This is a genomic window from Ruminococcus sp. YE282 (assembly GCA_900101355.1).
In the GTDB taxonomy this organism is placed as follows: domain Bacteria; phylum Bacillota; class Clostridia; order Oscillospirales; family Acutalibacteraceae; genus Ruminococcoides; species Ruminococcoides bromii_A.
The window spans coordinates 20,345-43,271 of the sequence record FMUV01000012.1; the positions used below are offsets into that span (position 1 = coordinate 20,345).

Consider the following 22,927-nt stretch of genomic DNA (forward strand, 5'->3'; position numbering starts at 1 on the left):
AATCAGCAAAAATCACCGCAAATACTATTACTTGTGAGAATCTGTCAAAACCTTGCGCATATACTTTGCGATGTCTGTGTTGTCGATAACATCGGAACTGCAAATTTCCGCCGACTGTGCGCCGCCTGCCATCAACAAAACATTTGTGTTGGTATGTTCTCCGTCTGAGGTAAAGCAGTCGTTGTTTATGTCGTCAGCCGTGGCATTGTCGGGAATTTGCACACCGCCCGTTTCGTGGTCGGCTGTAACCAAAACCAGTGTTCCCTGGTGCTGCTGCGCCCAATTGAGAACATAGTCAACAGTATGGTCAAACGCCATCATCTGCTCAATGGTTCCCTTCATATCCTGCTCGGATTCGCACACGTCAATGTTGCTGCCCTCAACCATAAGGAAAAATCCCTTGTCGTTGTCAAGCAAATCAAGAGCCTTTGACGTCATTGTTGTCAAGGTGGGTTCTCGGTATGCGTTTTTCATATTTTCGTACGCAAACATTCCCAAAACCTTATCGTCACTGCCGTCAAGAGCCAAAAGCTGTTCTTCGGTATCAATAAACTTATAACCTTTTTCGTTTATATAGTTCTTGGTTTTGTTTGAATTTTTATAATACTGCTCACCGCCGCCAAACATTACGTTTACACCGGTTTTTGCCATATCACGCAAAATCTGAACATAGTTGCCTCGGTTTGAGTTATGAGCCGCCATGCCCGCCGGGGTTGCGTGGCACACATAGTGCCTATCAACAAGCCCTGTCTTCATATCGTATTTTTGCGCAAACTCGCAAATTGTTTCAAGGCTGTTGCCGTCCTTGTCAACGCCGATGCACTGGTTATAGGTTTTAACTCCCGTGCTCAGGGCAGTGGCTGCTGCGGCGCTGTCGGTAAATTCAGCTTCACCCGAGGTAACCGACTGAGAGTATGTTGTGACATGGGTTTGGTTTGGCAAACCCGACATAATCAATTTGTCGCCCTTTACGATTTCGGCGGCTTTTATAATGTTTTCGCCCATACCGTCGCCTATCATCAGGATAATGTTTTTTACCTTTGAATCGCTGTCAAGGCTGTATTCCTTAAACGGCACCCAGTCTACATTGTCTGTTTCCACGGACGGAGAAGTTGTTTGAACAGCTTCGTTTGCAGAACTTTGCGACGTGGTTTGTTCGGTCTTGCTGTTTGAAGCGGCGTCATTTGAGCAAGCCGCAAACGAAGCCAAAATTGCCGCAGACATAAGCACCGCAAGTAGTTTTTTCAATGTAACCCCTCTTTTCATACTTTAATAAATATTTTGAATTAACGCTGTTAAGAACAATCGGTTCATAAGTTGATACAAATCCGAAATTGAAATATTTGTCAAAATTTCAGATATATAAACATTATAAATGATAAAAACAAAAAATCAACAGATTTGTATAAAATATTATTGAAAATAATAAGATTTCACATTGCATACAGGAGGTGAAAACAGTAAGGCTGAAAACAAAATATTAAAATTTATTTTTTAACCCTAAGCTCGGCAATTGCCGCATAGTGCAAAACTTCAAAGCTTTCGGGGGCAATTTTCTCAAGCAGTTTTTTGTGCTCGGCTTCCCACATTTTTATTTTTTCGGTAGGCAATGATGCTCCGATTCCGCGGCAGGCTTTCATTCTTCCGTTCCACGATTCTCGGGTAAACGGCACCTTTAAATCAAATTCATCGTGTGAAACCAAGTCAAACTTTTCAAAATAACATTTCGGAATTTCAATCGGCTTTTTGGTTTCGCCTGCGCCGCTCCAGTCGGGGCTGTATTTAAGCACCAAATTTTCGCTTGCCCCTGCAATTTTATCTTCAAACGGCAGCCACTCCATACACATAACCAAAAATCTGCCGTTCTTTTTGAGCATATTCCAAAGTTTGGGCACAAGAGCTTCGTGGTCAAAATACCAAAAGCACTGGCAGGCTGTGATTACATCAAAGCTGTTGCTTGGAAAATCAAGTTTTTCTGCCGAGCAAGCCTTGAAATTTATGTCCATATTTTCGGCTTTTGCAAGCCTTTGGGCTTCAATAATCTGATTTTCCGAAATATCGGTTCCCGTCCAATTTGCGCCGAATCTGTACAAATTTCTCGGCAAAACTCCTGTTCCCGTTCCAAGGTCAAGAACATTCTGCCCTTGTGTGCAAAGATTGCGGCATATTATTTTTTCATAAAATTCTTTCGGATAAATATCCCTGTATTTTGCGTAATCGTGAGAGGTTAGCCCCCAGTCAAAAGCTTTTCCGCCGTCAATGCGGTTGTCGGTAATCTTCATTGCAAAAATCCTTTCATCGGTTTTAACGGCAAACATCGGTTGCCTGTTCATCTTTAAATTAATTATATTTGTTCAAAAAGCCAAATGCAAGTTTTGCCGAATTTCGATTACCCAAGTTAAGCCTTTGGAAGAAATGCGGTTTACATAAACCCGTCGCTTTTAAGCAGTTTGGTGACTTCGTCCAGGGCAACAGCCTCGTCGCTTCCGTCGCAAACCACCTCAAGCTCGTCCACACACGAAAAGCACGAAGCAAGCGTGCCGATAATGCTTTTGGCGTTATAACAGCTTGTGCCGAGCCGAATTATTACATTACACTTGTATTTTTCAGCGGCAGAAGCAAATTGCAGTGCAGGCGTCAGGCTTTGCGAAACACACGGATTTAGCGAAACATTTTTTGAAACCATAAAAATTCCTCCGAGAAATGATATATACTACTATCATTGCATTTTGGAGATTTTGTATTCATATTTTCGGCATTTTGGGGAATATTTGTGATTTGTTTGCCCTGCAAATATCTTGGCTTTTTGAATTAACGCACATAAACCAAACGTTCAATAATTTTTGATTGATATTAAAAATTTTATCAAACCCCTTAACAAACAAAATTTTCAAAAGTTGCATAGAAATATGCAATTACTCCTTTCTTCCGTGCATGGTTGAAAGGAGATTTTTTATGTCCGAACCTACAACATTTATAAAACTTGACCGAAACATTCTTCGATGGCGTTGGTACAAAAAACCAAACACATTCCGCCTGTTTGTGCACTTGCTGTTAAACGCAAATGTGGTTGACCGTGACTTTGAAAACATAACCGTTTGCAGAGGTCAGCTTTTGACAAGCCGCCGCAGTCTTTCGGCAAGCCTCGGAATTTCCGAGCAGAGCGTCAGAACGTCGCTTGAACACCTTAAATCAACCAATGAAATAACCGTCAGAGGATTTTCAAAATATTCGATTATTACGGTAAATAACTACGACAAATACCAAAAAACTCCCGACAAGTCAACCGCCTTTCCGCCGTCAGCCAACCATCCTCCAACCACCGTTCAACCACAATATAAGAATGATAATAAAGAAAAGAATTATAAAAATGATAAGAATACAGAGGTGCGCCTGCCTGCACTGGGATTATTCAAGAATGTCTTTCTTACTCAGCAGGAGCTTGACTCGCTTAAATCTCAATATCCCGACGATTATTCGGATAAAATCGAACGTCTTTCACGTTATTTGGCTTCAACGGGAAAGTTCTATCGCAACCACTATGCGGTTTTACTTCAATGGCTTGAACAGGATTTGCCAAAAGAGCCTAAACGCAAAGCCTCGTATGATATTGACGAGCTTGAAAAGATAAATATTCTTGACGACATAAATTAATCCGACTGTTTAATATTTTCAGAAACAAAAAGGCAGCCGACCGGCTGCCCCGAATTATTTGGTTGTTTCCTGTGTCTGTTCGGAGTAATCACTTAAATTGACTTCATACATTGTGTCTATGTCAAAATTATAATCCTTAATATCTGACAAGCTCAATTCAAACACTACTTTTCCGCTGTCCTTCAAAGCTTTGTAGTGCTCAACAAATTTAATTGTCTCCCCTGCCTTAACCGTGTAGCCGTCATAATCGCCGCGAGGTTTTGTATCGGTGTAGAGAAACTCCACATCGTCACAATACTCAAAGGCTTCGGGGTCAAGGGCATTGGAATACATATCAAGATACAGTGGCTGACCCGTTGTGTTCTCAAACTCAAACGTAACCGCATAAACGCAGTAATCTTCGTCTGACATTTCCTCATTTGATACCTTTACATCGGTAAGGCTAACCTTGCCGACAGGACATTCATACACCTCGTCGATTTTATGTACCTTTCCGTAGTCGCCATAAGATTTATAATCGTCTGCCGAACTGTCGTACGAATTATCATAATCGCTGTATGAGCTGTCTGACCCGCTCATAACATTCAAAAAGTTTTGGTTATAAAAAGCCGAAGATATAAACGCAACGGCGATTCCCGCAACTATAACAAGACCGATTATTGAACAAATTATTATCGGCAGTGCCTTTGTCTTCTTTTTTGGCTGAGCATAGACAGGCTGCCGGTAAACCGGTCTGTTTGGCTGAGGCGGAGTCTGCGGCATCTGCTGCGGCTGATTCATATTAAATCCAAACTGACCTGAGTTATTGACAGGGTTCGGAGCATTTAAATAGGCTCCGTTAGAAAAACCTCTGTTTTCCGCATTGTTTACATTCGGGATTGCACTGTCTTTTTGCGGCATTTTGGCTCCGCATTTCGGGCAAAATTTTCCGCCAGACTCAAACCCGCAATTTGAACACTTCATAACACCGCTTCCTTTCCTGCAATACACAAAATGATTCAGAATATTGATACTCAAATAATAACGTATATACGCCAAAATGTCAATATTCATAAACTTTGCCGATATAAAAATAAATTTGTATTGCATTTATATCATAAAACTAACTGCGGTTTGGTCGTATCGGCTAAGATGATGTTAACGTCAGGTCTCGCACCAAGGTTTTGTTAATCTTATGATTTTGTGCTTATCGGATATGCCTACAAAATTATCCCCGTAAACGGCAGACCGTTTTCTGCACAAAACTACAAAATGACTGTACAAACCTACATATTTTGTGCTAAAATAGATACAAAGACGATTAGATGAGGCGGTGACAAAATTGATTATTCATGACATTTCACGTGACGCACTGAAAGTTCCCGTTTTTGACGGCGACCCACAGACAAAGGTTGAACAGCTTAAAAGCATTGAAAACGGCGACGAATACAATTTGTCCGCCGTTTCGGCTACTTCGCACCTTGGAACCCACATTGACGCTCCGCTTCACTTTTGTGAGGACGGAAGCCCGATTGACAAGGTGAGGCTCAACACATTTTACGGCAAGTGCACGGTAATCTCTGTTCGAGGAATACTCACGGGAGACGACGTTGAAAGGCTTTTGCCGTACTGCAAAAGGCGTGTGCTGTTTCACGGCGAGGGCAAAACGTTTTTGTCGTACTCTGCGGCTGCTGTGCTTGCCTCAAGCAGAGTGGTGCTTGTCGGTACGGACGCAAATTCAATCGCTCCCGCCTTTGACGAGGTAAAAACGCATTATGAGCTTGCACGTGCGGGAATTGTTGTGCTTGAAAATCTGAATTTGTCGGCTGTGCACGACGGAGAATACGAGCTAAGCTGTTTTCCGATTAAACTCGGAGGGCTTGAAGCGGCACCGTGCAGAGCGATTCTTTTTGAGCAGGAGAAAGGACTTAACAGGTAATATGATTAAAATTGTTGTGTTTGATTTGGACGGAACGCTTGTAAATTCGCTGACCGACTTGGCTCAAAGCGTAAACAAGGGACTTGTAAAGGCAGGAATAAAAGCGGAACCGATTGAAAATTATAATCAATATGTCGGCAACGGCAGAGAAGTTATGATAACCAAGGCTATGGGAAAGCTTTCGGATAACAAAGAGCTTTTTAAGATTGTTGAGGACACGTTTAACAGCGAATACGCAATTCACTGCAACGACAACACAACCGCATACAACGGCTGTGCACAGATGCTTAACGACCTTGAACAAAGGGGAATAAAAACCGCCGTGCTGTCAAACAAGCCCGATGAGTTTGTTGCAAAAATTCTTAGCAGGGTTTACCCGAACCACAGCTTTACGGAAGCTTGGGGCAACAAACCCGAATACAAGCGCAAGCCAAGCGGCGAAGCCCTGATTGCTATGCTTAACAAGCACGGAATTTCAAAGAAAGAATGTATCTATGTCGGCGACAGCGATGTTGACGTTTTTACAGCGCAGGACGCAAAGGTTAAGATGGCAGGGGTTTCCTGGGGATTCCGAGGAAAGGACGAGCTAAAGTCCGCAGGTGCTCCGTTTGTTGCGAACACAGCGGAAGAACTGCTTGATTACATCACAAACTATGAATAAGATAAACTATCAAAAAGAGCTTGACAAGGTGATTGCAGACTGCCAAAGCCGAGGCGTTACTCCAAACCTTTTGCTGCACGCCTGCTGTGCGCCCTGCTCAAGCTATTGTCTTGAATATCTTTCCGAATATTTTAATATAACGGTATTTTATTTTAACCCCAACATCTCCAAAAAGCAGGAGTATGATTACCGCCTTGAGGAGGAAAAACGGCTGATTTCACTTATGGATTTTAAAAATCCCGTGAAGATTGTTGAGGGTGAATACAACCCAAAAGACTTTTTTGCCGCAGCCAAGGGGCTTGAAAACGAGCCCGAGGGCGGCAGGCGGTGCGAGCAATGCTTTAAACTGAGATTAAGAGCAGCCGCTCAAAAAGCCAAGGAGCTTAACGGCGACTATTTTACCACCACGCTGACAATCAGCCCGCTGAAAAATGCCGACCTGCTGAACCGAATTGGAAAAGAGGCAGGCGAAGAATTTGGCGTAAGCTGGCTTTACAGTGATTTTAAAAAGCGAGAGGGATATAAGCGCTCAATTGTTTTATCGCACAAATACAACCTGTATCGCCAAAATTACTGCGGATGTATTTTTTCGGCAAACAGCTCTGAAAACAGGTGTGCAACAACACCGAACGCTTGAAAATTAAACATACAAACCAAAAGCCGTCACTTTTGTGGCGGCTTTTAAATCAGGGTAACATTTTGCTTTATTTCAGGCTGATTGCCCCTTTTAATATTGAGATTTAAGTTCTCTTTTATGTTGAATATGTATTCCGATATGTCCGATTCCTAAGATTATCGTAGCACCCAAAAGCCATACAACATTTCCATATATGCCAAGCAGGAAAAAAGAAATTACAGGCAATGTTGCTCCCGCAAGCGGAATACCCAAGAAACTGCTATAAAAGTCTGACAATGTTCTATCGCTGTGAAAATAACGCACCCACCAACATTCATACATTGCCATTAAGACAAAAGCTGCAATAAGCCACCAAGTCCGATTTGACCAACCGTGCACATTGAAATCGTCAAAAACCAAAACACATATTGCGGTCAAAAATTCTCCTGCTCTTTCAAAAACCAGCAATACTTTGTTTTCGTTCTCATAAGTATATCCCTGCGGCTTTCTTCTTGCCCAAATAATATTAGGAACAAATAATAATATCAAAAATATCAATCCGATATATGAAAAACCTAAATGTCCTGTCATTTATCCGTTCTCCGTTTCCGTTAAAAATTTTTTTGCTTCTTCACACCACTCTAAATAAGCGTTATAAGTTTTTATTCCAAACTGTACTGTAAGCAAATAGTATTTGTGGGTTGTATCATCATCCAAACAATTTTTTAAGGTTTGTTCTGCACCTAAAAGATACGGCAATTCTTTTTTGATTTTTCCCTCAAATGATTTTATATGCAGCAGCGACTGCTCTGCTCCTTGCTCATTCCCAAAAAATAATTTAAGCAGCGTTTCATAACGAAGCTCATCTTTTTCAACGGGAACTGCCAACCATTCTTTGAGGTACTCTCGCCCTTCGTCAGTTATGGTATAAATAAGTTTATTTCTTTTGTTCTGCGTATCTTCTTTTTTTGTGGCAAATCCACGCCTAACCAAATCACTTAACGCAGGATATATGCTTCCGTAGCTTGCACCCCAAAAATATTTTAGTGTGGTATCCATTCTTTTTTTTATTTCATATCCTGTCAGTTCTTCATGACTTAACAAGCCTAAAATCACATAATCAATTTTTTTCTCGGTTGCCATTGCGGTTTTCCTTTCTTTCAATCATTCCGTAGGAGAGAATATTCTTTGGACAATTATCAACACAAGCACCACATTGAATACATTCCGAATTATCAACTATTCCGCACTTTGTTTTACTCATAACATCAATTCCCATAGGACAAGACTTATTACATTTTCCACAAAATATGCAACTGTCTGTTTTGCCTGTTCTGATATGTAACCCCGGCAAATGCAAAAAACGACGGAGCTTTGTTCCCAATATCATAAACGGAGCCATCCAACAAAAATAATGACAAAACACCCTTTTACCGAATAAGACAGAGGGAATAAATATTAAGCAAATGATGCCGTAATACACGATATAGCTTTGGATTGAAGAAACGGAAATTCCGCTTTCTGTTTCAAAGAAAAAATCCACCGATAATATTTTGTCATTATGAAAATAACAAAATATAACCGAAACTATCCAAATTCCCCATATTACAAATTTTATGTAATTTTTCCACCCTTGTTTGGGCTTCTTTTCATTGATTAAAAAAGAACATTCCTGTAAACCGCCCGCAGGGCAAATATAGGAGCAAAATATTCGTCCGAAAGGAACGGAAAGCAGAAACATTAGAACAAATAAAATAAAACTTCCGTTAATTATTCCTTGTAATCCCGCATTTATGATTAATGCAGGGCTGAAATAATAAAGCGTTACAGGAAACAAAAGCAGTGAAATTATGAGTAACAATTTTCTTATTTGCTGTCTTTTCATGCTGCACCTCCGTTAGGTCAGTTTGATATATCAATGTAATATATTATACAGCGTTTTGTTGGTGTAGTCAAGAGATTTACAATAACTTTGTTTTAAATCTCTCGATACAAAGCAGAATATCGTATATTATGCAGAATATTGGCATAAAAAATCCCCTCCTGATGTATATCTACACCAAGAGGGGAAATTTTTATTGTTTTTTCAAACTTGTTCAAAAACGAACAGTCTTTAAATTTGCTTTAATTCAAGCTGATTGCCAAATGCAATCAGGAAAGCTCAATATCAGTCAAAGAACTTGTCGTGAATTGTGCTTACAGCCTTGTCGGCGTCGGCAGCGTCGATGAGCACGGAAACCTTGATTTCGCTTGTGCTTATCATCTGAATGTTAATCTGAGCGTCATACAAAGCCTCAAACATCTTTGTTGCAACGCCTGCGTGGCTTTCCATACCTGCGCCGACGATTGAGATTTTGGCAACGTTGTCATCATAGAGAATTTCTTCTGCGCCGATGTTCTCGGTGTAGTCTTTCATGCACTCAACAGCTTCTTTGCCTCTGCTCTTTGCAACTGTAAAGCTGATGTCTTTCTTGCCGTCGTGACCGATAGACTGAAGGATAATATCTACGTTGATGTCCTTTGCGGAAAGCTTTGAGAAAAGCTTGAAAGCAAGTCCCGGAACGTTCGGGATTCCCTTAACCGAAATTCTTGCAACATCTGTATCCTTAGCAACACCGCTGATTAACATTTTTTCCATCTTTGTTTTCTCCTTTACAATTGTACCCGAAGCCTTAGCCATACTTGAAAGCACTTCAAGCTCTATGTTGTATTTTTTAGCCATCTCAACCGAACGGTTGTTAAGAACCTGCGCACCAAGTGTTGCAAGCTCAAGCATTTCGTCATAAGAAATTTCTTTAAGTTTTCTTGCGTTCTTAACCTTGCGAGGGTCAGCAGTATAAACGCCCTCAACGTCGGTATAAATCTGGCACAAGTCTGCGTGCATTGAAGCCGCAATTGCAACGGCGCTTGTGTCGGAGCCGCCGCGTCCGAGAGTTGTAATATCTCCGTATTTTGAAAGGCCCTGGAAGCCCGCAACAATTACAATGTTTTTCTTGTCAAGTTCACGGCGGATTCTTGAAGCCTCAACTTTTTTGATTCTTGCGCTTGTGTGTGCAGAGGTTGTTTCAAAGCCTGCCTGCCAGCCGAGAAGTGAAACAGCGTGAAAACCAAGCTTTTCAATTGCCATTGCAAGCAACGAAATGGAAATCTGCTCGCCTGCGGCAAGAAGCATATCTTTCTCACGGCGTGAAGCGTCCGGATTAATCTCGTTGGCTTTTTCAATCAGGTCGTCTGTTGTGTCGCCCTGTGCCGAAACAACAACCACTACGTCGTTGCCCTTTTTGAATGTGTCAGTTACGATGTTTGCAACATTCATAACACGCTCGGCGTTTGCAACGGAACTGCCGCCGAATTTCTGAACTATCAAACTCATCTGCTCAAATACCCCTTTTTATTATAAATCACCGATACGGATTGATGAAAGCACCTTAACATCGTTATTTTCAAGCGCTTCTTTTTTATTCAAAAATTCTCCGTATGGCATTTCTTCAGTTACAAATGCAACCTCGTCTGCGGGTGCATCGTCCTTTTTAATTACGCTGATGTTACCAAAGGTACTCTCAGCCTTGCTCAAAGCGTCTTTGCCGCTTGTGCGTACATACATTGCCGCAACAGAATCCTTATAATCAAGAATATTCTTGCCGTCGCCGTCTGTCCAGTACAAGTATTTTCTGGTTTTAAGGTGCTTGCAGCAGTCAATAACATCTGCAACAACGGCACTTGCGGTCGGCAGCTTTCCTGCGCCCTTGCCGTAGAACACAACGTCGCCTGTGCAGTCGCCGCGAACCATAATTCCGTTAAATTCGTTGTCAATGTTTGCAAGCTGGCTTTTGTTAGGAACAAACATAGGAGCAACAATGATGTCGATTTTGCCGTCGCCAAGCTTTTTAACCTTGCCGATAAGCTTAATTACGCAATTGTATGCTTCGGCATACTTAACGTCGTCAAGGGTGATTTTTGTGATACCTTCGGTATGTACCGAGTCGGGATAAACGTGCTTGCCGTATGCAAGTGAAGCAAGTATGCAAATCTTGCGGCAGGCGTCAAATCCTTCAATATCGGCAGCGGGATTTCTCTCGGCAAAGCCCAAATCCTGGGCAAGCTTCAATGCGTCCTCAAACTGCATTCCCTCTTCTATCATTTTAGTCAGAATAAAGTTTGTTGTACCGTTTAAAATTCCGGCAACCTCATAAACAATGTTTGCAACAAGGCATTGGCTCATCGGACGGATAATCGGAATACCGCCGCCGACAGAAGCCTCAAACAGGAAGTTTACGTTTTCTTCCTTTGCAATGGCAAGCAGCTCTGCGCCGTGTGCGGCAACAAGCTCCTTGTTTGAGGTTACAACGCTTTTGCCCGCTTTGAGACATCTTTTAACAAAGTCATATGCCGGGTTAAGTCCGCCCATAACTTCAACTACAACCCTGATTTCAAGGTCGTTGATGATGTCGTTAAAATCCTTTGTAAATCTGTCTGCAATCGGACTGTCAGGAAACTCTCGCAAATCGAGAACCTTTTTGATGTAAACCTCTTCTCCGAGGCTTGCAAAAAGTTTTTGTTTGTGCGTCAAAAGAATTTCGGCTACACCCGAGCCTACCACTCCGTGACCCATAATTGCTACTGAAACCATATCTTTACCTTACCTTTCGGGATTTTTAACTGTAAACTTATTTAATCGGTTTGTTTATTCGTCGGGTGCGGCGGGATTGCTCTCGTCGCCTCCGCCGCCGTCGGCTGAGCTGTGTTGTCCGCCGCTCTCGGCAGAACTGTGCTGACCTCCGCCGCCACTGTTTTCACCCGAGTGGCTTGACGAAGCGCCGTCACCGCCGCCGTTGTTATTATAACCGCCGTTATTGTTGGAATAAGAGCTTGAATCGCCGTAGTAATTATTATAATCATTATAGTTACTGCTGTTATCACTGTAATTGTTATAACTGTCTCCGTAATATGCGGAACCGTATGACGGCATATTGTCTTCGGTGTAATATCCGACATATTTGCCCGACAAATCAGAGGTGGATACGATAAGTCCCGTAACAGGATTATACTGCGCCTTTATGCAGTTTTCGGAAAGCTTATAATCCTTTTGCTCTTTGCCCTCAAGGTATTTTCCCATAACCTTTGAGAAGAATTTTGCAGAGCGTGTTGTGTCCGAAATTGTATCGGGCTGGTCAAAGCCTGTCCATGTTGCCATTACGCCGTAAGGCGACATTCCGCAGAACCAGCAGTCTCTGTCGCTGTTTGTGGTACCTGTTTTTCCGACAATATCCCAACCGTCAACACGTGCGTACATAGCTCTTGTGCTTACGCTGTTTGTAACGTTGTAATGCAGAAGTCTGTTCATAATCGTTGCAGTTTCTGCCGAATAAGCCTGTTTCGGAACAGCGTCACGGTTGTCGATGATTACGTTGTCCTCTGAGTCTGTAACATAATAATAGGTATACGGCTTGTAATAAAGTCCGCCGTTGCCCATATATGTGAACGCCGCAGCCATCTCACGAACGGAAACACCGCCGTTCATACCGCCGATGGAAAGCGAACCTGTAATTTGTGAATCTTCTTCGTTAAGATGAGAAAATCCCATCTTTGTTACAGCCTGTTTATAGGCAACCTCGGGACCGCCGATGAGTTCCATAACCTGAACGGCGGTTGCGTTTGACGAACATTCGATAGCGTCCGGAAGCAATATGTTTCCCTTATAGTATCTGTATGCGTTCTCAGGACCTGATTTGTAGGTTCCCGTTGATTCGTCATATTCGTATTTGTCAAGCGGTTCGTCAAGAACGGTTGACGAATAATAGAGCTGTTTGTTTTCAATTGCAATAGGATAAACAAGCACAGGCTTGATTGAAGAACCAGGCTGCAAAGCGGAGTGAGAAGCTCTGTCCCATTCAAGCGCCTGCGTTTTCTTTTTGGAGCTTCCGACGGTTGCGATTACACGTCCGTCAAAGTCCATCATAACCGAACCGAGCTGAATGTCGGGGTCGGAACTTTTGTCAATTTCTTGGGCGGCGGATTCGATATAATTCTGCATATCCTCGTCCATTGCACAGTAAATTTTAAGTCCCTCGGTATAAAGCTTGTCTGAAGCGGCGTCTTCGCTGATGTTATAATACTGAGCCAAATCGGATTTTAGGTCGTAATAGAGCTGGTCAATGTACCAGTTCTGAACATATCCGTCGTCGTCGTCGTCCTCACTTGTTGACTGAAAGCCCACAAACGTCATATTTGCCGACTCTTCCATTGCCTGGTCGTACTCGTCCTTTTTGATGTAGTGCTGGTCGTACATTTCTTTGAGGACAATTTCACGCCTCTGCTTGTTGTTTTCGGGATAAATAAGCGGATTCCAGAGCGACGGGTTCTGGGTTATGCCCGCAATTGCGGCGCACTCTGCAATTGAGCAATCCTTTATGCTCTTGTCAAAATACAGCTTTGCAGCCGCCTCAACACCCTGACAGTTGTTGCCGAAATTTACCACGTTAAGATAAGCCTCAAGTATTTGGTCTTTGGTGTATTCCTTTTCAAGCTTGAGAGCTTTGCATATTTCCCTGAGCTTTCTTGTGATTGAAACCTCATTGTCATCGGTTATGTTTTTAATAAGCTGCTGTGTGATTGTCGAACCGCCGTAAGTGTCGTTGCCGCTTGCAAGGTTGAACATAGCTCCGATTGTTCTTGCCCAGTCAACGCCGTGGTGGTCAAAAAATCGTTTATCCTCAATTGCAACCTGGGCGTCCTTCATAGCCTGAGGAATGTCCTGGTTGTCAACCCAAATTCGGTTTTCGGTGCTGTAAAGCGTTTGATACTGCTTAAACTCGCCCGTATCTTTGTCTTTGGTATATATAAAGCTTGTCTGGTTCATTGACTTTGCCGTAAGGTCGATTCCCGTCGGCTCCGAAGCCAGCGAATATATATATATGCCGATTGAAATTCCGGTTATTATCAAAGCGACCATGCAGACAGAAACCACGGTGAGCAGAAATCTGCCGAATCCCTTAAAAAACTTTTTTGCGCCGCTTTCGGTCTTTATTTCGGGAATATTATTATTCCTTGTCTCTTCAGTATACTGACTTATGTCAGTTTCACGCTTATTACGCATACTAACTCCTTATAAATATAAACACAAGAGTCTGCGAATTACTGCGAATTGCAGACTTTTTTGTATATTTATGAATAATTATATAATTAAGATAATAAGTAAATGCACAACAGTTATTAATTATTATAGCACTTTGAAAGCAAAAAATAAACATCATTATTTATTTTTTTAATAGAAAATATCTGAAATTGTTTGTTGAATTTTAGTCAATAGGGTGAATACACAGGCGTTTTCGGGCAAAAATAATGTTATATTTTTAAACAACGCAAGGATGATAATTATGAAAAAATTAATCGGAATCACGGGTGTAATACTCATCGCCTGCATATGCATAAGCAGTCTGTACGCCATGCCCACAGCCGCACAGACGTCAACCGTACCGACCGCAACGGCTTTGGCAGAGCCCACGGCGAAAAGCGTCGAAAATTATATAATCAAATCGGAAAACAACGTAATCGTTGTATACAAAGCAGGCGAAAGCACTCCCTATATCGTGACCGAAGCACGCACGGACAACCTGCCGAAGGGCGATATTCTGAGGCTGAAAAGCGGCGTTGAGGTTGATGGAGAGAAAAATCTGAAAAAAATGCTTGAGGACTATTGCAGCTGAAACACGCCCGATTTTTGTCAATCAGTTTATTCTTTGTACAAAAAGATAGCGTGAATATATTGACTTTTAGGTGAATTTGGGGTAGTATATAACCGATATGTTATGCGGAAAAATGGCGTTTTCGGCTACTGCCGTCAAGTTGAATTTTTGCGGACTTTGCAGGCTTGTCACAGCTTTTTGCGCCGTCAGCACAAAAATCAATAAATAAGCATTTTTAACGCACTTTTATATTATTTTGCACCGCTTTCGATACATTATCATTTTTGACGGATATTCTATTTAATTTAAAGGAGAACATACATATGATTTCAACCGTAATAGACCAGTCGCTCGGACTCGAGTTTCCGATATTTCAGGGCGGTATGGCTTGGGTAGCAGACGCTTCTCTTGCCGCAGGCGTTTCAAACGCAGGCGGACTCGGAATTATTGCCGCAATGAATTCAAACGGTGAACAGCTCCGTGAGGAAATTCAAAAGTGCAAGAAAATGACCGACAAAATCTTCGGCGTTAATATTATGCTTATGAGCCCGTTTGCCGACGAGGTTGCAGACGTTGTTATCGAAGAAGGAATCAAGGTCGTAACCACAGGCGCAGGCAATCCCGGCAAATATATGCCAAAGTGGAAAGAAGCGGGAATCAAGGTAATTCCCGTTGTTCCAAGCGTTGCGCTTGCACGCAAAATGGAAAAAGACGGAGCTTTTGCGGTAATTGCTGAGGGCGGCGAATCAGGCGGTCACGTTGGCGAAATCACCACAATGGCGCTTGTTCCCCAGGTTGTTGACGCAGTTTCCATCCCCGTTATTGCGGCAGGCGGAATTGCCGACGGCAGACAAATTGCGGCAGCATTTATGCTCGGCGCAGTGGGTGTTCAGGTGGGAACAAGATTTTTGGTTGCAGAGGAATGTACAATTTCCCAGGAATATAAAAACAAGGTTTTGAAAGCAAGAGACATTGACACGGTTGTAACAGGCAAAAGACTCGGCCATCCCGTGCGTTCTCTTAAAAATACATTTACAAGAGAATATGCAAAGGCAGAATACGACAAATCAAGCGTTTCCGACGAAGAGCTTGAAAAAATGGGTGCAGGCGTTCTCAGAATGGCTGCACGAGGCGGCGACGTGTCCCACGGTTGTGTGCTTGCGGGACAGGTTGCAGGTATGATAAAAAAAGAACAGCCCGCACGTGAAATCATCGAGGAAATGTTCACTCAGGCTGAAGAAGTATTGAACGGAGCGACAAAATGGGTAAAATAGCATTCGTTTTTTCGGGACAGGGAGCCCAGTACAGCGGAATGGGCAAGGAACTTTACAACAGTTCACAAAGCGCAAAGTCCGTTTACGATATGGCAGACTCTATCCGAAAAGGCACCTCAATTCAATGCTTTGAGGACACGGCGGAAGAACTTTGCCAAACGGTAAACACCCAACCCTGCGTTTTTACCGTCGATTTGGCTGCCGCACGGGCTCTTGTTGAAAAGGGCATAAAACCCGACTGCGTTGCAGGTTTTTCACTCGGCGAGATTGCCGCAATTGCTTTTTGCGGTATGCTGTCGGACGAAGAGGCGTTTAAGCTTGTGTGCAAACGCGGCGAGCTTATGGACAAAGCGGCAAACGCAAATCCCGGTGCAATGGTTGCGGTGCTTAAGCTTCCTGCCGAAACGGTTGAGGAGATATGCAAAAAATTTGACAAAACATATCCTGTAAACTACAACTCAGCCGCTCAAACCGTTGTTGCAACAACGGACGAAGCCGCAGATAAGCTCTGTGAGGCTATTAAAGAAGCGGGCGGAACGGCAAAAAAGCTTGCCGTAAGCGGAGCGTTTCACTCGCCGTTTATGGCTGACGCCGCAAACGGTCTTGCCGAATACCTGAAAAACGTTGAATTTTCAGAACCCGAAATTCCGATTTACTCAAATTATACAGCTCAGCCCTATGAAGGCGATTACAAAGCACTGGTTAAGGCTCAGGTTGAGAATCCAGTGCGCTGGCAAAAAATCGTTGAAAATATGGTTGAAAGCGGCGTTGACACGTTCATTGAGGTCGGAGTCGGCAAAACTCTGATGAATCTGATAAAAAGAATTAATCCCGACGTTAAGAAGTTCAAGTTTGAAGTTCCGTCGGATTTTGACAAAATATCAATTTAACACAGGAGCAGGAGCTGACGCTCCTTTGTCCCCTGCTTTAATACACTTGATTGCGGCAATGCGCCGCAGATTTTCGCAGCGTTTGATAATGCTGAAAAACATATCCGGAGGAAAATATGAAATTTGAAAATAAAACAGCCGTAATCACAGGCGGTTCAAGAGGCATAGGACTTGCAATTGCAACAAGACTTGCAAAAGAGGGCGCAAACATCGCAATACTTTATGTCGGCGACGAGAGCGAAGGCGAAAACGCAAAGAAAGAGCTTTTGCAGTACGGCACAAAGGTTGAACAGTATTTTTGCGACGTGTCCGACTTTGAAGCCTCAAAACAGGTTGTAGACAAGATTATCGAGGACTTCGGCGGAATTGAAATTCTTGTAAACAATGCGGGAATCACCCGTGACAAGCTTGTGCTTAATATGGATGAAAAGGATTTTGATGCAGTTATCAACGTAAACCTCAAGGGTACGTTTAATATGATAAAGCACACATACAAACACTTTATGAAGAAACGCTACGGAAGAATTGTAAGCACCTCGTCAATTGTAGGAATTATCGGCAACAAGGGTCAGGCTAACTATGCCGCTTCAAAGGCAGGCATAATCGGACTTACCAAGTCTGTTGCAAGAGAACTTGCAGGCAGAGGCGTTACGGTAAACGCCGTTGCTCCGGGATATATCGGAACAGATATGACAAACGCCCTTTCGGACAAGGTAAAAACCGAAATGCAGGCTCAGATTCCGGCAAAACGAATCGGCGACCCCGAAGATGTTGCAAAGGTAGTGGAATTTCTCTGCTCCGACGAAGCGGCATACGTTACGGGCGAAGTTATCAGAGTTGACGGCGGACTTGCAATTTAAGCGGAGGTATATATGAGCAGACGAGTAGTTGTAACAGGCGTGGGCGCAGTAAGCCCCGTAGGAAACGACGCTGAGACAACATGGAAAAACCTTGTTGACGGCGTTTGCGGAATTGAAGAAATCAGCGCTTTTGACACAAGCGATTTAAAGGTGCACATTGCAGGCACCGTAAAGAATTTTGACCCTACCGAATACATTGAAAAACGAGATGTAAAAAAGACAGATTTATATTGCCAGTATGCAATTGCCGCGGCTCAGCAGGCAGTTGACGACAGCAAAATTTTGGGAACCGTTGACGAAAATCGCCTCGGCGTATATATCGGCGCAGGTATCGGAGGACTCAACACCTTTGTTGAGAACACCGTTGCGCTTCACGAAAACGGCCCGAGAAAGGTTTCCCCTTTCTTTATCCCAAAGATGATAGGAAATATAGCAACCGGCAACGTTGCAATCAGATTTAACGCAAAGGGCGTTTCGCTTTCCGTTATGAGTGCGTGTGCAACCGGAACCAACTCAATCGGCGAGGCTTTTCACGCAATCAAAGCCGGCTATGCAGACGCAATAATTGCAGGCGGCGCAGAGGCAGTAGTTGCCCCTCTGACCATTGCCGGTTTTCAAAATATGAAGGCACTTTCGACAAACCCCGACCCCAAAAAGGCTTCCCGCCCGTTTGACAAAAACCGTGACGGCTTTGTAATGGGTGAAGGCGCAGGCATACTTGTTCTTGAAGAATACGAGCACGCAAAAGCAAGGGGCGCAAAGATTTATGCGGAATTTGCAGGCTACGGAAACACCTGTGACGCACACCACGTTACGGCTCCCGACCCTGAGGGCGCAGGTCTTGCAAGGGCAATCGAAATTGCATTTGACGAGGCAAAAATTTCTGACGACGCACAGGTTTATATAAACGCACACGGCACAAGCACCCACCTTAACGACCTTACCGAAACGCTTGCGATAAAAAAAGCTCTCGGAAGCAAGGCGTATGACGCAAGCATCAGCTCCACAAAGTCGATGACAGGTCATATGCTCGGCGCAACGGGCGCAATTGAGGCGATTGCCGCCGTTCTTGCAATAAGAGACGGAATTATTCCGCCCACAATAAATCTTGACGAACCTGACGAGGAACTTGACCTCGACTATACTCCTAATAAAGCCAAAAAGCGCAATGTTGACGTTGCCGCCTCAACCAACCTCGGATTTGGCGGACACGACGCCTGCGTTGTGTTTAAAAAAATATAACGAAAGGATTTTACTATGTTTGATGTGAACTATGAAGAAGTAAAAAAACTTATTTCAATTCTTGAAGAATCAGACCTTTCCGTTCTTGAACTTCAAACTTCAGACGGTCAAAAGATTCATCTTGAAAAATCCGCACAGGCGGAGGCTGTTGCCGCACCGACAGTACAGGCAACGGTTCAGGCACCTGCACAGGCTCCGGTTCAGGCATCCGTACAGGCTTCTGTACAGGCTCCTCCTAAGGAAGCAGGCAAGGCAATAAAGGCACCGATTGTCGGTGTATTCTATGCGGCAGCATCTCCGGGCAGCGCCCCATATGCTCCGATAGGCAAAAAGGTTAAAAAGGGAGAGACCGTTTGCATTATCGAGGCTATGAAGTGTATGAACGAGATTCAGGCTGAAGAAGACGGAGAAATTGTTGAAGTTCTCGCAAATGACGGCGACCTTGTTGAATACGGTCAGCCTCTTTTCAAGATTAAATAACGGAGATAATTATGAATCAGGAAGAAATCAAAGGAATATTACCACATCGCGACAATATGCTATTGGTTGAAGAAGCAGAAAAGATTGACGAAAATTCTGCAAAAGGCAGATATACTATCAAGGGAGACGAATTCTTTTTGCAGGGACATTTTCCGGGCAACCCTGTTGTTCCGGGCGTTATTCTCTGTGAAATGATGGGACAGGCAAGCTGTGTTTTGCTTGCAGATAAAGTTAAAAACTGCACTCCGTACTTTACAAAGATGGACAAGGTTAAATTTAAAAGCCCCGTAAAACCCGGAGACACTCTTGAAAGCGTTTGCACGCTCACAAGAAACCGCGGTGCGTTCTATTTTATTGACGCAAGGGGCTATGTTGACGGAAAGCTGTGCGTAAGCGCAGAGCTTTCGTTTGCTTTAGTTGAAAACAAATAGTAAATTAATCTCTTTGAGTTTATCATTCGGCTTTTGCCGAATACATAAATCCGAATTAAATATATAAGGGTGGAACGATATCCATATCTTTTAGCCGTAGGCTATTTATTGGATGAAAATACCTTTGATTATTGTTGAATATCATTATAAGGTTTATTTTTGGATGTGAAAAAATGTTTTCTAAAATTTTAATTGCAAATCGCGGCGAAATAGCGGTAAGAATAATTCGTGCGTGCCGTGAAATGGGCATTAGCACGGTTGCAATATATTCCGAAGCCGACAAAAACGCAATGCACGTTCAGCTTGCTGACGAAAGCTATTGCGTTGGCGGAAACAGAGTTTCTGAAAGCTACCTTAACGTTCCCGCAATACTTACCGTTGCGATTGAAAGCGGCGCCCAGGCGATTCACCCGGGTTACGGACTGCTGTCGGAGAACGCAAAGTTTGTGTCTCTCTGCGAGCAGTGCAACATAAAGTTTATAGGTCCGGACTCCGAGATGATTAAACGCCTCGGCGACAAGGACATAGCACGTAAAACAATGCGCAAAGCCGGAGTTCCCGTAACCCCTGGATGCGACGTTGTGGAAGATGTTGAGCAGGCAAAAAAAGAAGCCGAAAGAATAGGCTTTCCCCTGCTTATCAAGGCTCGTTCGGGCGGCGGCGGAAAAGGAATCCGCAGGGTTGATTTTATTGAGCAGTTTGAGGACGCTTTTTTGTCTGCCTCATCAGAAGCAAAGTCTGCTTTTGGCGACGGAGCCTGCTACCTTGAAAAGTTCATTCACCCCGTAAAGCATATTGAAATGCAGCTTCTCTGCGACCAGTATGACAACATCATCTGCCTTGGTGAGCGTGAATGTTCGGTTCAGCGCAAAAACCAAAAGATGATTGAAGAAAGCCCAAGCCCCGCGCTTGACGACAAAACCCGCAAAAATATGATGGTTGCCGCAATCAAGGCTGCAAAAGCCGTAAACTATGTTAATGCGGGAACCGTTGAGTTTTTGCTTGACCGTGACAACAACTTCTATTTTATGGAAATGAACACCAGACTTCAGGTTGAACACGGCGTTACCGAGATGGTAACGGGACTTGACATTGTTCAATGGCAAATCCGCATTGCCGCAGGCGCAAAACTTACAAGAACACAAGACAGTATTTTTACGCACGGCAACGTTATTGAATGCAGAATCAACGCCGAAAATCCGCTAAAGGGCTTTAGACCGAGCTGCGGCAGAATCAGAAGACTACACATTCCGGGCGGTTCTTTTGTGCGTTTTGATACGGCGATTTATCAGGATTATTTTATTCCGCCGTACTACGACTCAATGATTGGCAAGCTTATTGTTCAGGCGAGAAGCCGTGCCGAGGCTATCAGAAAGATGAAAATGGCGCTTTCCGAGCTTATTATTGAGGGTGTTGACATAAACCGTGATATTTTGGCTGAGATTTTGTCGGACGAACAATTTGTCAGCGGCGAATACACAACGGATTTTATGGCTGAATTTGAAGAAAAACACAATATTCAATAACGATATACAGATACAAGGAAGATAGCAGTTATGGATTTTTTTTCTTTTGTAAAACCCAAAAACGAGCTTGAATCACAACCGAACGAACAGCAAAACGTACCGTTTGTTCCCGAAGAAATGTGGATCAAGTGTCCAAAGTGCAACTCAATGCTGCTCACAACGGATATGGAAGAAAACTGCCATATTTGTCCTATGTGCGGTCACCACTTCAGAATCAACGCAAGGCAAAGAATACAAATCCTTGCAGACGAAAACAGTTTTGTCGAACACGATGGCGATATGCAGTCTCAGAATATTTTAAACTTTCCGGGCTATGAAAAAAAGCTTGAAAAAGCAAGAAAAAGCGGCTCAAAAGAATCGGTTATGTGCGGCGAATGTACAATCAACGGCATTAAAACCGTACTTTGTGTAATGGACCCCGATTTTATGATAGGAAGTATGGGAACGGTTACAGGCGAAAAAATCACCCGTGCGTTTGAATATGCCACAGAAAACCGACTGCCGATAATAGTGTTCACGGTTTCGGGCGGCGCAAGAATGCAGGAGGGAATTTTGTCACTTATGCAGATGGCAAAAACCTCGGGTGCGGTAAAAAGGCACAGCGAAGCAGGACTTTTGTACATCACGGTTTTGACCGACCCGACAACAGGCGGAGTTACGGCTTCGTTTGCGATGGAGGGCGATATCATACTTGCAGAGCCTGACACTCTTGTTGCATTTGCGGGTCCGAGAGTAATTGAGCAGACTATGCGCCAAAAACTTCCAAAGGATTTTCAGACCTCTGAATTTGTTATGCAAAAGGGCTTTGTTGACGCGGTTGTAAGCCGTGACGGCTTAAAGGCAACGCTTGCAAAGCTGCTTAAAATGCACGGATATGGGGAGGCAGAAAAATGACGGCATATGAAAAGGTTACAGCGGCAAGAGACTCCAAAAAGCTGACTGCCGTTGACTATATAAAATATATGTTTGGAGACAGCTTTTTTGAGCTTCACGGCGACCGCAGATTTTCTGACGACAAAGCGGTTGTTGCGGGACTGGCTATGCTTTACGATATGCCTGTTACGGTTATCGGCATTGAAAAGGGACGCAACACCAGAGAGCGTATGGAGCGCAACTTCGGACAGGCTCACCCAGAAGGTTACCGCAAGGCTTTGAGGCTGATGAAACAAGCCGAAAAGTTTAACCGACCTGTGCTTTGCCTTGTTGACACAAGCGGAGCATACCCCGGAATCGGTGCGGAAGAGCGAGGTCAGGGACAGGCAATTGCCGAAAACATTATGGAAATGATGTCCCTTAAAACCCCTGTTCTCTCTATTATTATCGGCGAGGGCGGCAGCGGCGGTGCGCTTGCGCTTGCTGTTGCGGACGAAGTATGGATGCTTGAAAACTCGGTTTATTCGGTAATATCCCCCGAGGGCTGTGCTTCGATTTTGTGGAAAGACAGCTCAAAGGCACCCGAAGCGGCTGAAGCTCTCAAGATGACAGCGCAGGATTTGTTCAACCTTGGCGTAATTGAGCGTATTATTCGCCAGCCAAAGGAATATGATAAGGCTATATTTGAAAGCTTAAAAAAGCTTGTCAACCGTACCTTTGAAAAAAATCTTGCTTTGCCAAAAGACGAACTGATTGAAAACAGATATAATCGTTTTCGCAAGATGGGCAAAATTGAGAATAACTAAAATACGGAGCT

24 protein-coding genes are annotated in these 22,927 nt (G+C 43.5%); 14 read left to right on the forward strand and 10 right to left on the reverse strand.

The annotated features are described in order from the left end of the window. Positions 1–27 precede the first annotated feature (27 nt). From BLP46_RS05550 to BLP46_RS05560, 3 genes are all read right to left on the reverse strand, one after another. Complete coding sequence (locus BLP46_RS05550) at positions 28–1,248, reverse strand: alkaline phosphatase (RefSeq protein ID WP_167669192.1); 1,221 nt, start codon at positions 1,246–1,248, stop codon at positions 28–30. Positions 1,249–1,487: 239 nt separating this feature from the next. Further along, complete coding sequence (locus BLP46_RS05555; RefSeq protein WP_092977006.1) at positions 1,488–2,282, reverse strand: class I SAM-dependent methyltransferase; 795 nt, start codon at positions 2,280–2,282, stop codon at positions 1,488–1,490. 140 nt (positions 2,283–2,422) lie between these two features. After that, entirely contained in the window at positions 2,423–2,686 is a 264-nt protein-coding gene (locus tag BLP46_RS05560; protein ID WP_092976876.1) for an HPr family phosphocarrier protein, read from the reverse strand. Positions 2,687–2,955: 269 nt separating this feature from the next. On the opposite strand from BLP46_RS05560, the gene BLP46_RS05565 reads away from it, so the two are divergent. Further along, positions 2,956–3,654: a hypothetical protein gene (locus BLP46_RS05565; RefSeq protein WP_092976879.1), complete on the forward strand. Its 699-nt coding sequence runs from the start codon at positions 2,956–2,958 to the stop codon at positions 3,652–3,654. A 54-nt stretch (positions 3,655–3,708) separates the two neighbouring features. Here the strand turns inward: BLP46_RS05565 and BLP46_RS05570 are convergent, their stop codons facing one another. Then, positions 3,709–4,617, reverse strand: a complete 909-nt coding sequence (locus BLP46_RS05570; RefSeq protein WP_092976882.1) for a zinc ribbon domain-containing protein — start codon at positions 4,615–4,617, stop codon at positions 3,709–3,711. 358 nt (positions 4,618–4,975) lie between these two features. On the opposite strand from BLP46_RS05570, the gene BLP46_RS05575 reads away from it, so the two are divergent. Genes BLP46_RS05575 through BLP46_RS05585 form a run of 3 tightly spaced genes read left to right on the forward strand, consistent with a single transcriptional unit; the run spans position 4,976 to position 6,870 of the window. Beyond that, positions 4,976–5,572 carry a cyclase family protein gene (locus BLP46_RS05575; RefSeq protein WP_092976885.1) on the forward strand — a complete coding sequence of 199 codons (597 nt, stop codon included), beginning with the start codon at positions 4,976–4,978 and terminating at the stop codon, positions 5,570–5,572. Position 5,573: 1 nt separating this feature from the next. Continuing rightward, on the forward strand, positions 5,574–6,233 hold the full coding sequence (locus tag BLP46_RS05580) for an HAD family hydrolase (RefSeq protein ID WP_092976888.1): 660 nt from the start codon (positions 5,574–5,576) through the stop codon (positions 6,231–6,233). After that, entirely contained in the window at positions 6,226–6,870 is a 645-nt protein-coding gene (locus BLP46_RS05585; RefSeq protein ID WP_092976891.1) for an epoxyqueuosine reductase QueH, read from the forward strand. The genes BLP46_RS05580 and BLP46_RS05585 overlap by 8 nt, the downstream gene beginning before the upstream one ends. Positions 6,871–6,960: 90 nt before the next feature. On the opposite strand, the gene BLP46_RS05590 is transcribed toward BLP46_RS05585, so the two are convergent. From BLP46_RS05590 to BLP46_RS05615, 6 genes are all read right to left on the reverse strand, one after another. Next, positions 6,961–7,440, reverse strand: a complete 480-nt coding sequence (locus BLP46_RS05590) for a hypothetical protein (RefSeq protein ID WP_092976894.1) — start codon at positions 7,438–7,440, stop codon at positions 6,961–6,963. After that, entirely contained in the window at positions 7,441–7,992 is a 552-nt protein-coding gene (locus tag BLP46_RS05595; protein ID WP_092976897.1) for a PadR family transcriptional regulator, read from the reverse strand. Beyond that, positions 7,970–8,734: a 4Fe-4S binding protein gene (locus BLP46_RS05600; protein ID WP_092976900.1), complete on the reverse strand. Its 765-nt coding sequence runs from the start codon at positions 8,732–8,734 to the stop codon at positions 7,970–7,972. Before BLP46_RS05600 ends, BLP46_RS05595 begins: the two co-directional genes overlap by 23 nt. Positions 8,735–9,016: 282 nt before the next feature. Then, entirely contained in the window at positions 9,017–10,222 is a 1,206-nt protein-coding gene (locus BLP46_RS05605; protein WP_092976903.1) for an aspartate kinase, read from the reverse strand. 21 nt (positions 10,223–10,243) lie between these two features. Then, positions 10,244–11,479: a homoserine dehydrogenase gene (locus BLP46_RS05610; protein ID WP_092976906.1), complete on the reverse strand. Its 1,236-nt coding sequence runs from the start codon at positions 11,477–11,479 to the stop codon at positions 10,244–10,246. A 54-nt stretch (positions 11,480–11,533) separates the two neighbouring features. Then, positions 11,534–13,945 carry a transglycosylase domain-containing protein gene (locus tag BLP46_RS05615; protein WP_092976909.1) on the reverse strand — a complete coding sequence of 804 codons (2,412 nt, stop codon included), beginning with the start codon at positions 13,943–13,945 and terminating at the stop codon, positions 11,534–11,536. 280 nt (positions 13,946–14,225) lie between these two features. Here BLP46_RS05615 and BLP46_RS05620 point away from each other — a divergent pair, with 280 nt between their 5' ends. From BLP46_RS05620 to BLP46_RS05665, 10 genes are all read left to right on the forward strand, one after another. Beyond that, positions 14,226–14,555 (forward strand): hypothetical protein, encoded by a 330-nt coding sequence (locus tag BLP46_RS05620; protein ID WP_092976912.1) that lies wholly within the window; start codon positions 14,226–14,228, stop codon positions 14,553–14,555. Positions 14,556–14,857: 302 nt separating this feature from the next. After that, positions 14,858–15,808 (forward strand): enoyl-[acyl-carrier-protein] reductase FabK, encoded by a 951-nt coding sequence (gene fabK / locus BLP46_RS05625; RefSeq protein ID WP_092976915.1) that lies wholly within the window; start codon positions 14,858–14,860, stop codon positions 15,806–15,808. Continuing rightward, the gene (locus BLP46_RS05630) at positions 15,796–16,698 is read left to right on the forward strand and encodes an ACP S-malonyltransferase (protein WP_092976918.1); all 903 of its coding nucleotides are present in this window, start codon (positions 15,796–15,798) and stop codon (positions 16,696–16,698) included. Before fabK ends, BLP46_RS05630 begins: the two co-directional genes overlap by 13 nt. A 116-nt stretch (positions 16,699–16,814) precedes the next feature. Next, complete coding sequence (gene fabG, locus BLP46_RS05635; protein WP_092976922.1) at positions 16,815–17,558, forward strand: 3-oxoacyl-[acyl-carrier-protein] reductase; 744 nt, start codon at positions 16,815–16,817, stop codon at positions 17,556–17,558. Between the two features lie 12 nt (positions 17,559–17,570). After that, positions 17,571–18,800, forward strand: a complete 1,230-nt coding sequence (gene fabF / locus BLP46_RS05640; RefSeq protein ID WP_092976925.1) for a beta-ketoacyl-ACP synthase II — start codon at positions 17,571–17,573, stop codon at positions 18,798–18,800. Between the two features lie 15 nt (positions 18,801–18,815). Next, on the forward strand, positions 18,816–19,280 hold the full coding sequence (gene accB / locus BLP46_RS05645; RefSeq protein WP_092976928.1) for an acetyl-CoA carboxylase biotin carboxyl carrier protein: 465 nt from the start codon (positions 18,816–18,818) through the stop codon (positions 19,278–19,280). Between the two features lie 11 nt (positions 19,281–19,291). Beyond that, positions 19,292–19,711 (forward strand): 3-hydroxyacyl-ACP dehydratase FabZ family protein, encoded by a 420-nt coding sequence (locus BLP46_RS05650; protein ID WP_092976931.1) that lies wholly within the window; start codon positions 19,292–19,294, stop codon positions 19,709–19,711. 173 nt (positions 19,712–19,884) lie between these two features. Further along, positions 19,885–21,237: an acetyl-CoA carboxylase biotin carboxylase subunit gene (accC, locus tag BLP46_RS05655; protein ID WP_092976934.1), complete on the forward strand. Its 1,353-nt coding sequence runs from the start codon at positions 19,885–19,887 to the stop codon at positions 21,235–21,237. A 30-nt stretch (positions 21,238–21,267) separates the two neighbouring features. Then, positions 21,268–22,131: an acetyl-CoA carboxylase, carboxyltransferase subunit beta gene (accD, locus tag BLP46_RS05660; protein ID WP_092976937.1), complete on the forward strand. Its 864-nt coding sequence runs from the start codon at positions 21,268–21,270 to the stop codon at positions 22,129–22,131. Continuing rightward, complete coding sequence (locus BLP46_RS05665; protein ID WP_318259487.1) at positions 22,110–22,916, forward strand: acetyl-CoA carboxylase carboxyltransferase subunit alpha; 807 nt, start codon at positions 22,110–22,112, stop codon at positions 22,914–22,916. The genes accD and BLP46_RS05665 overlap by 22 nt, the downstream gene beginning before the upstream one ends. Positions 22,917–22,927: the final 11 nt, after the last annotated feature.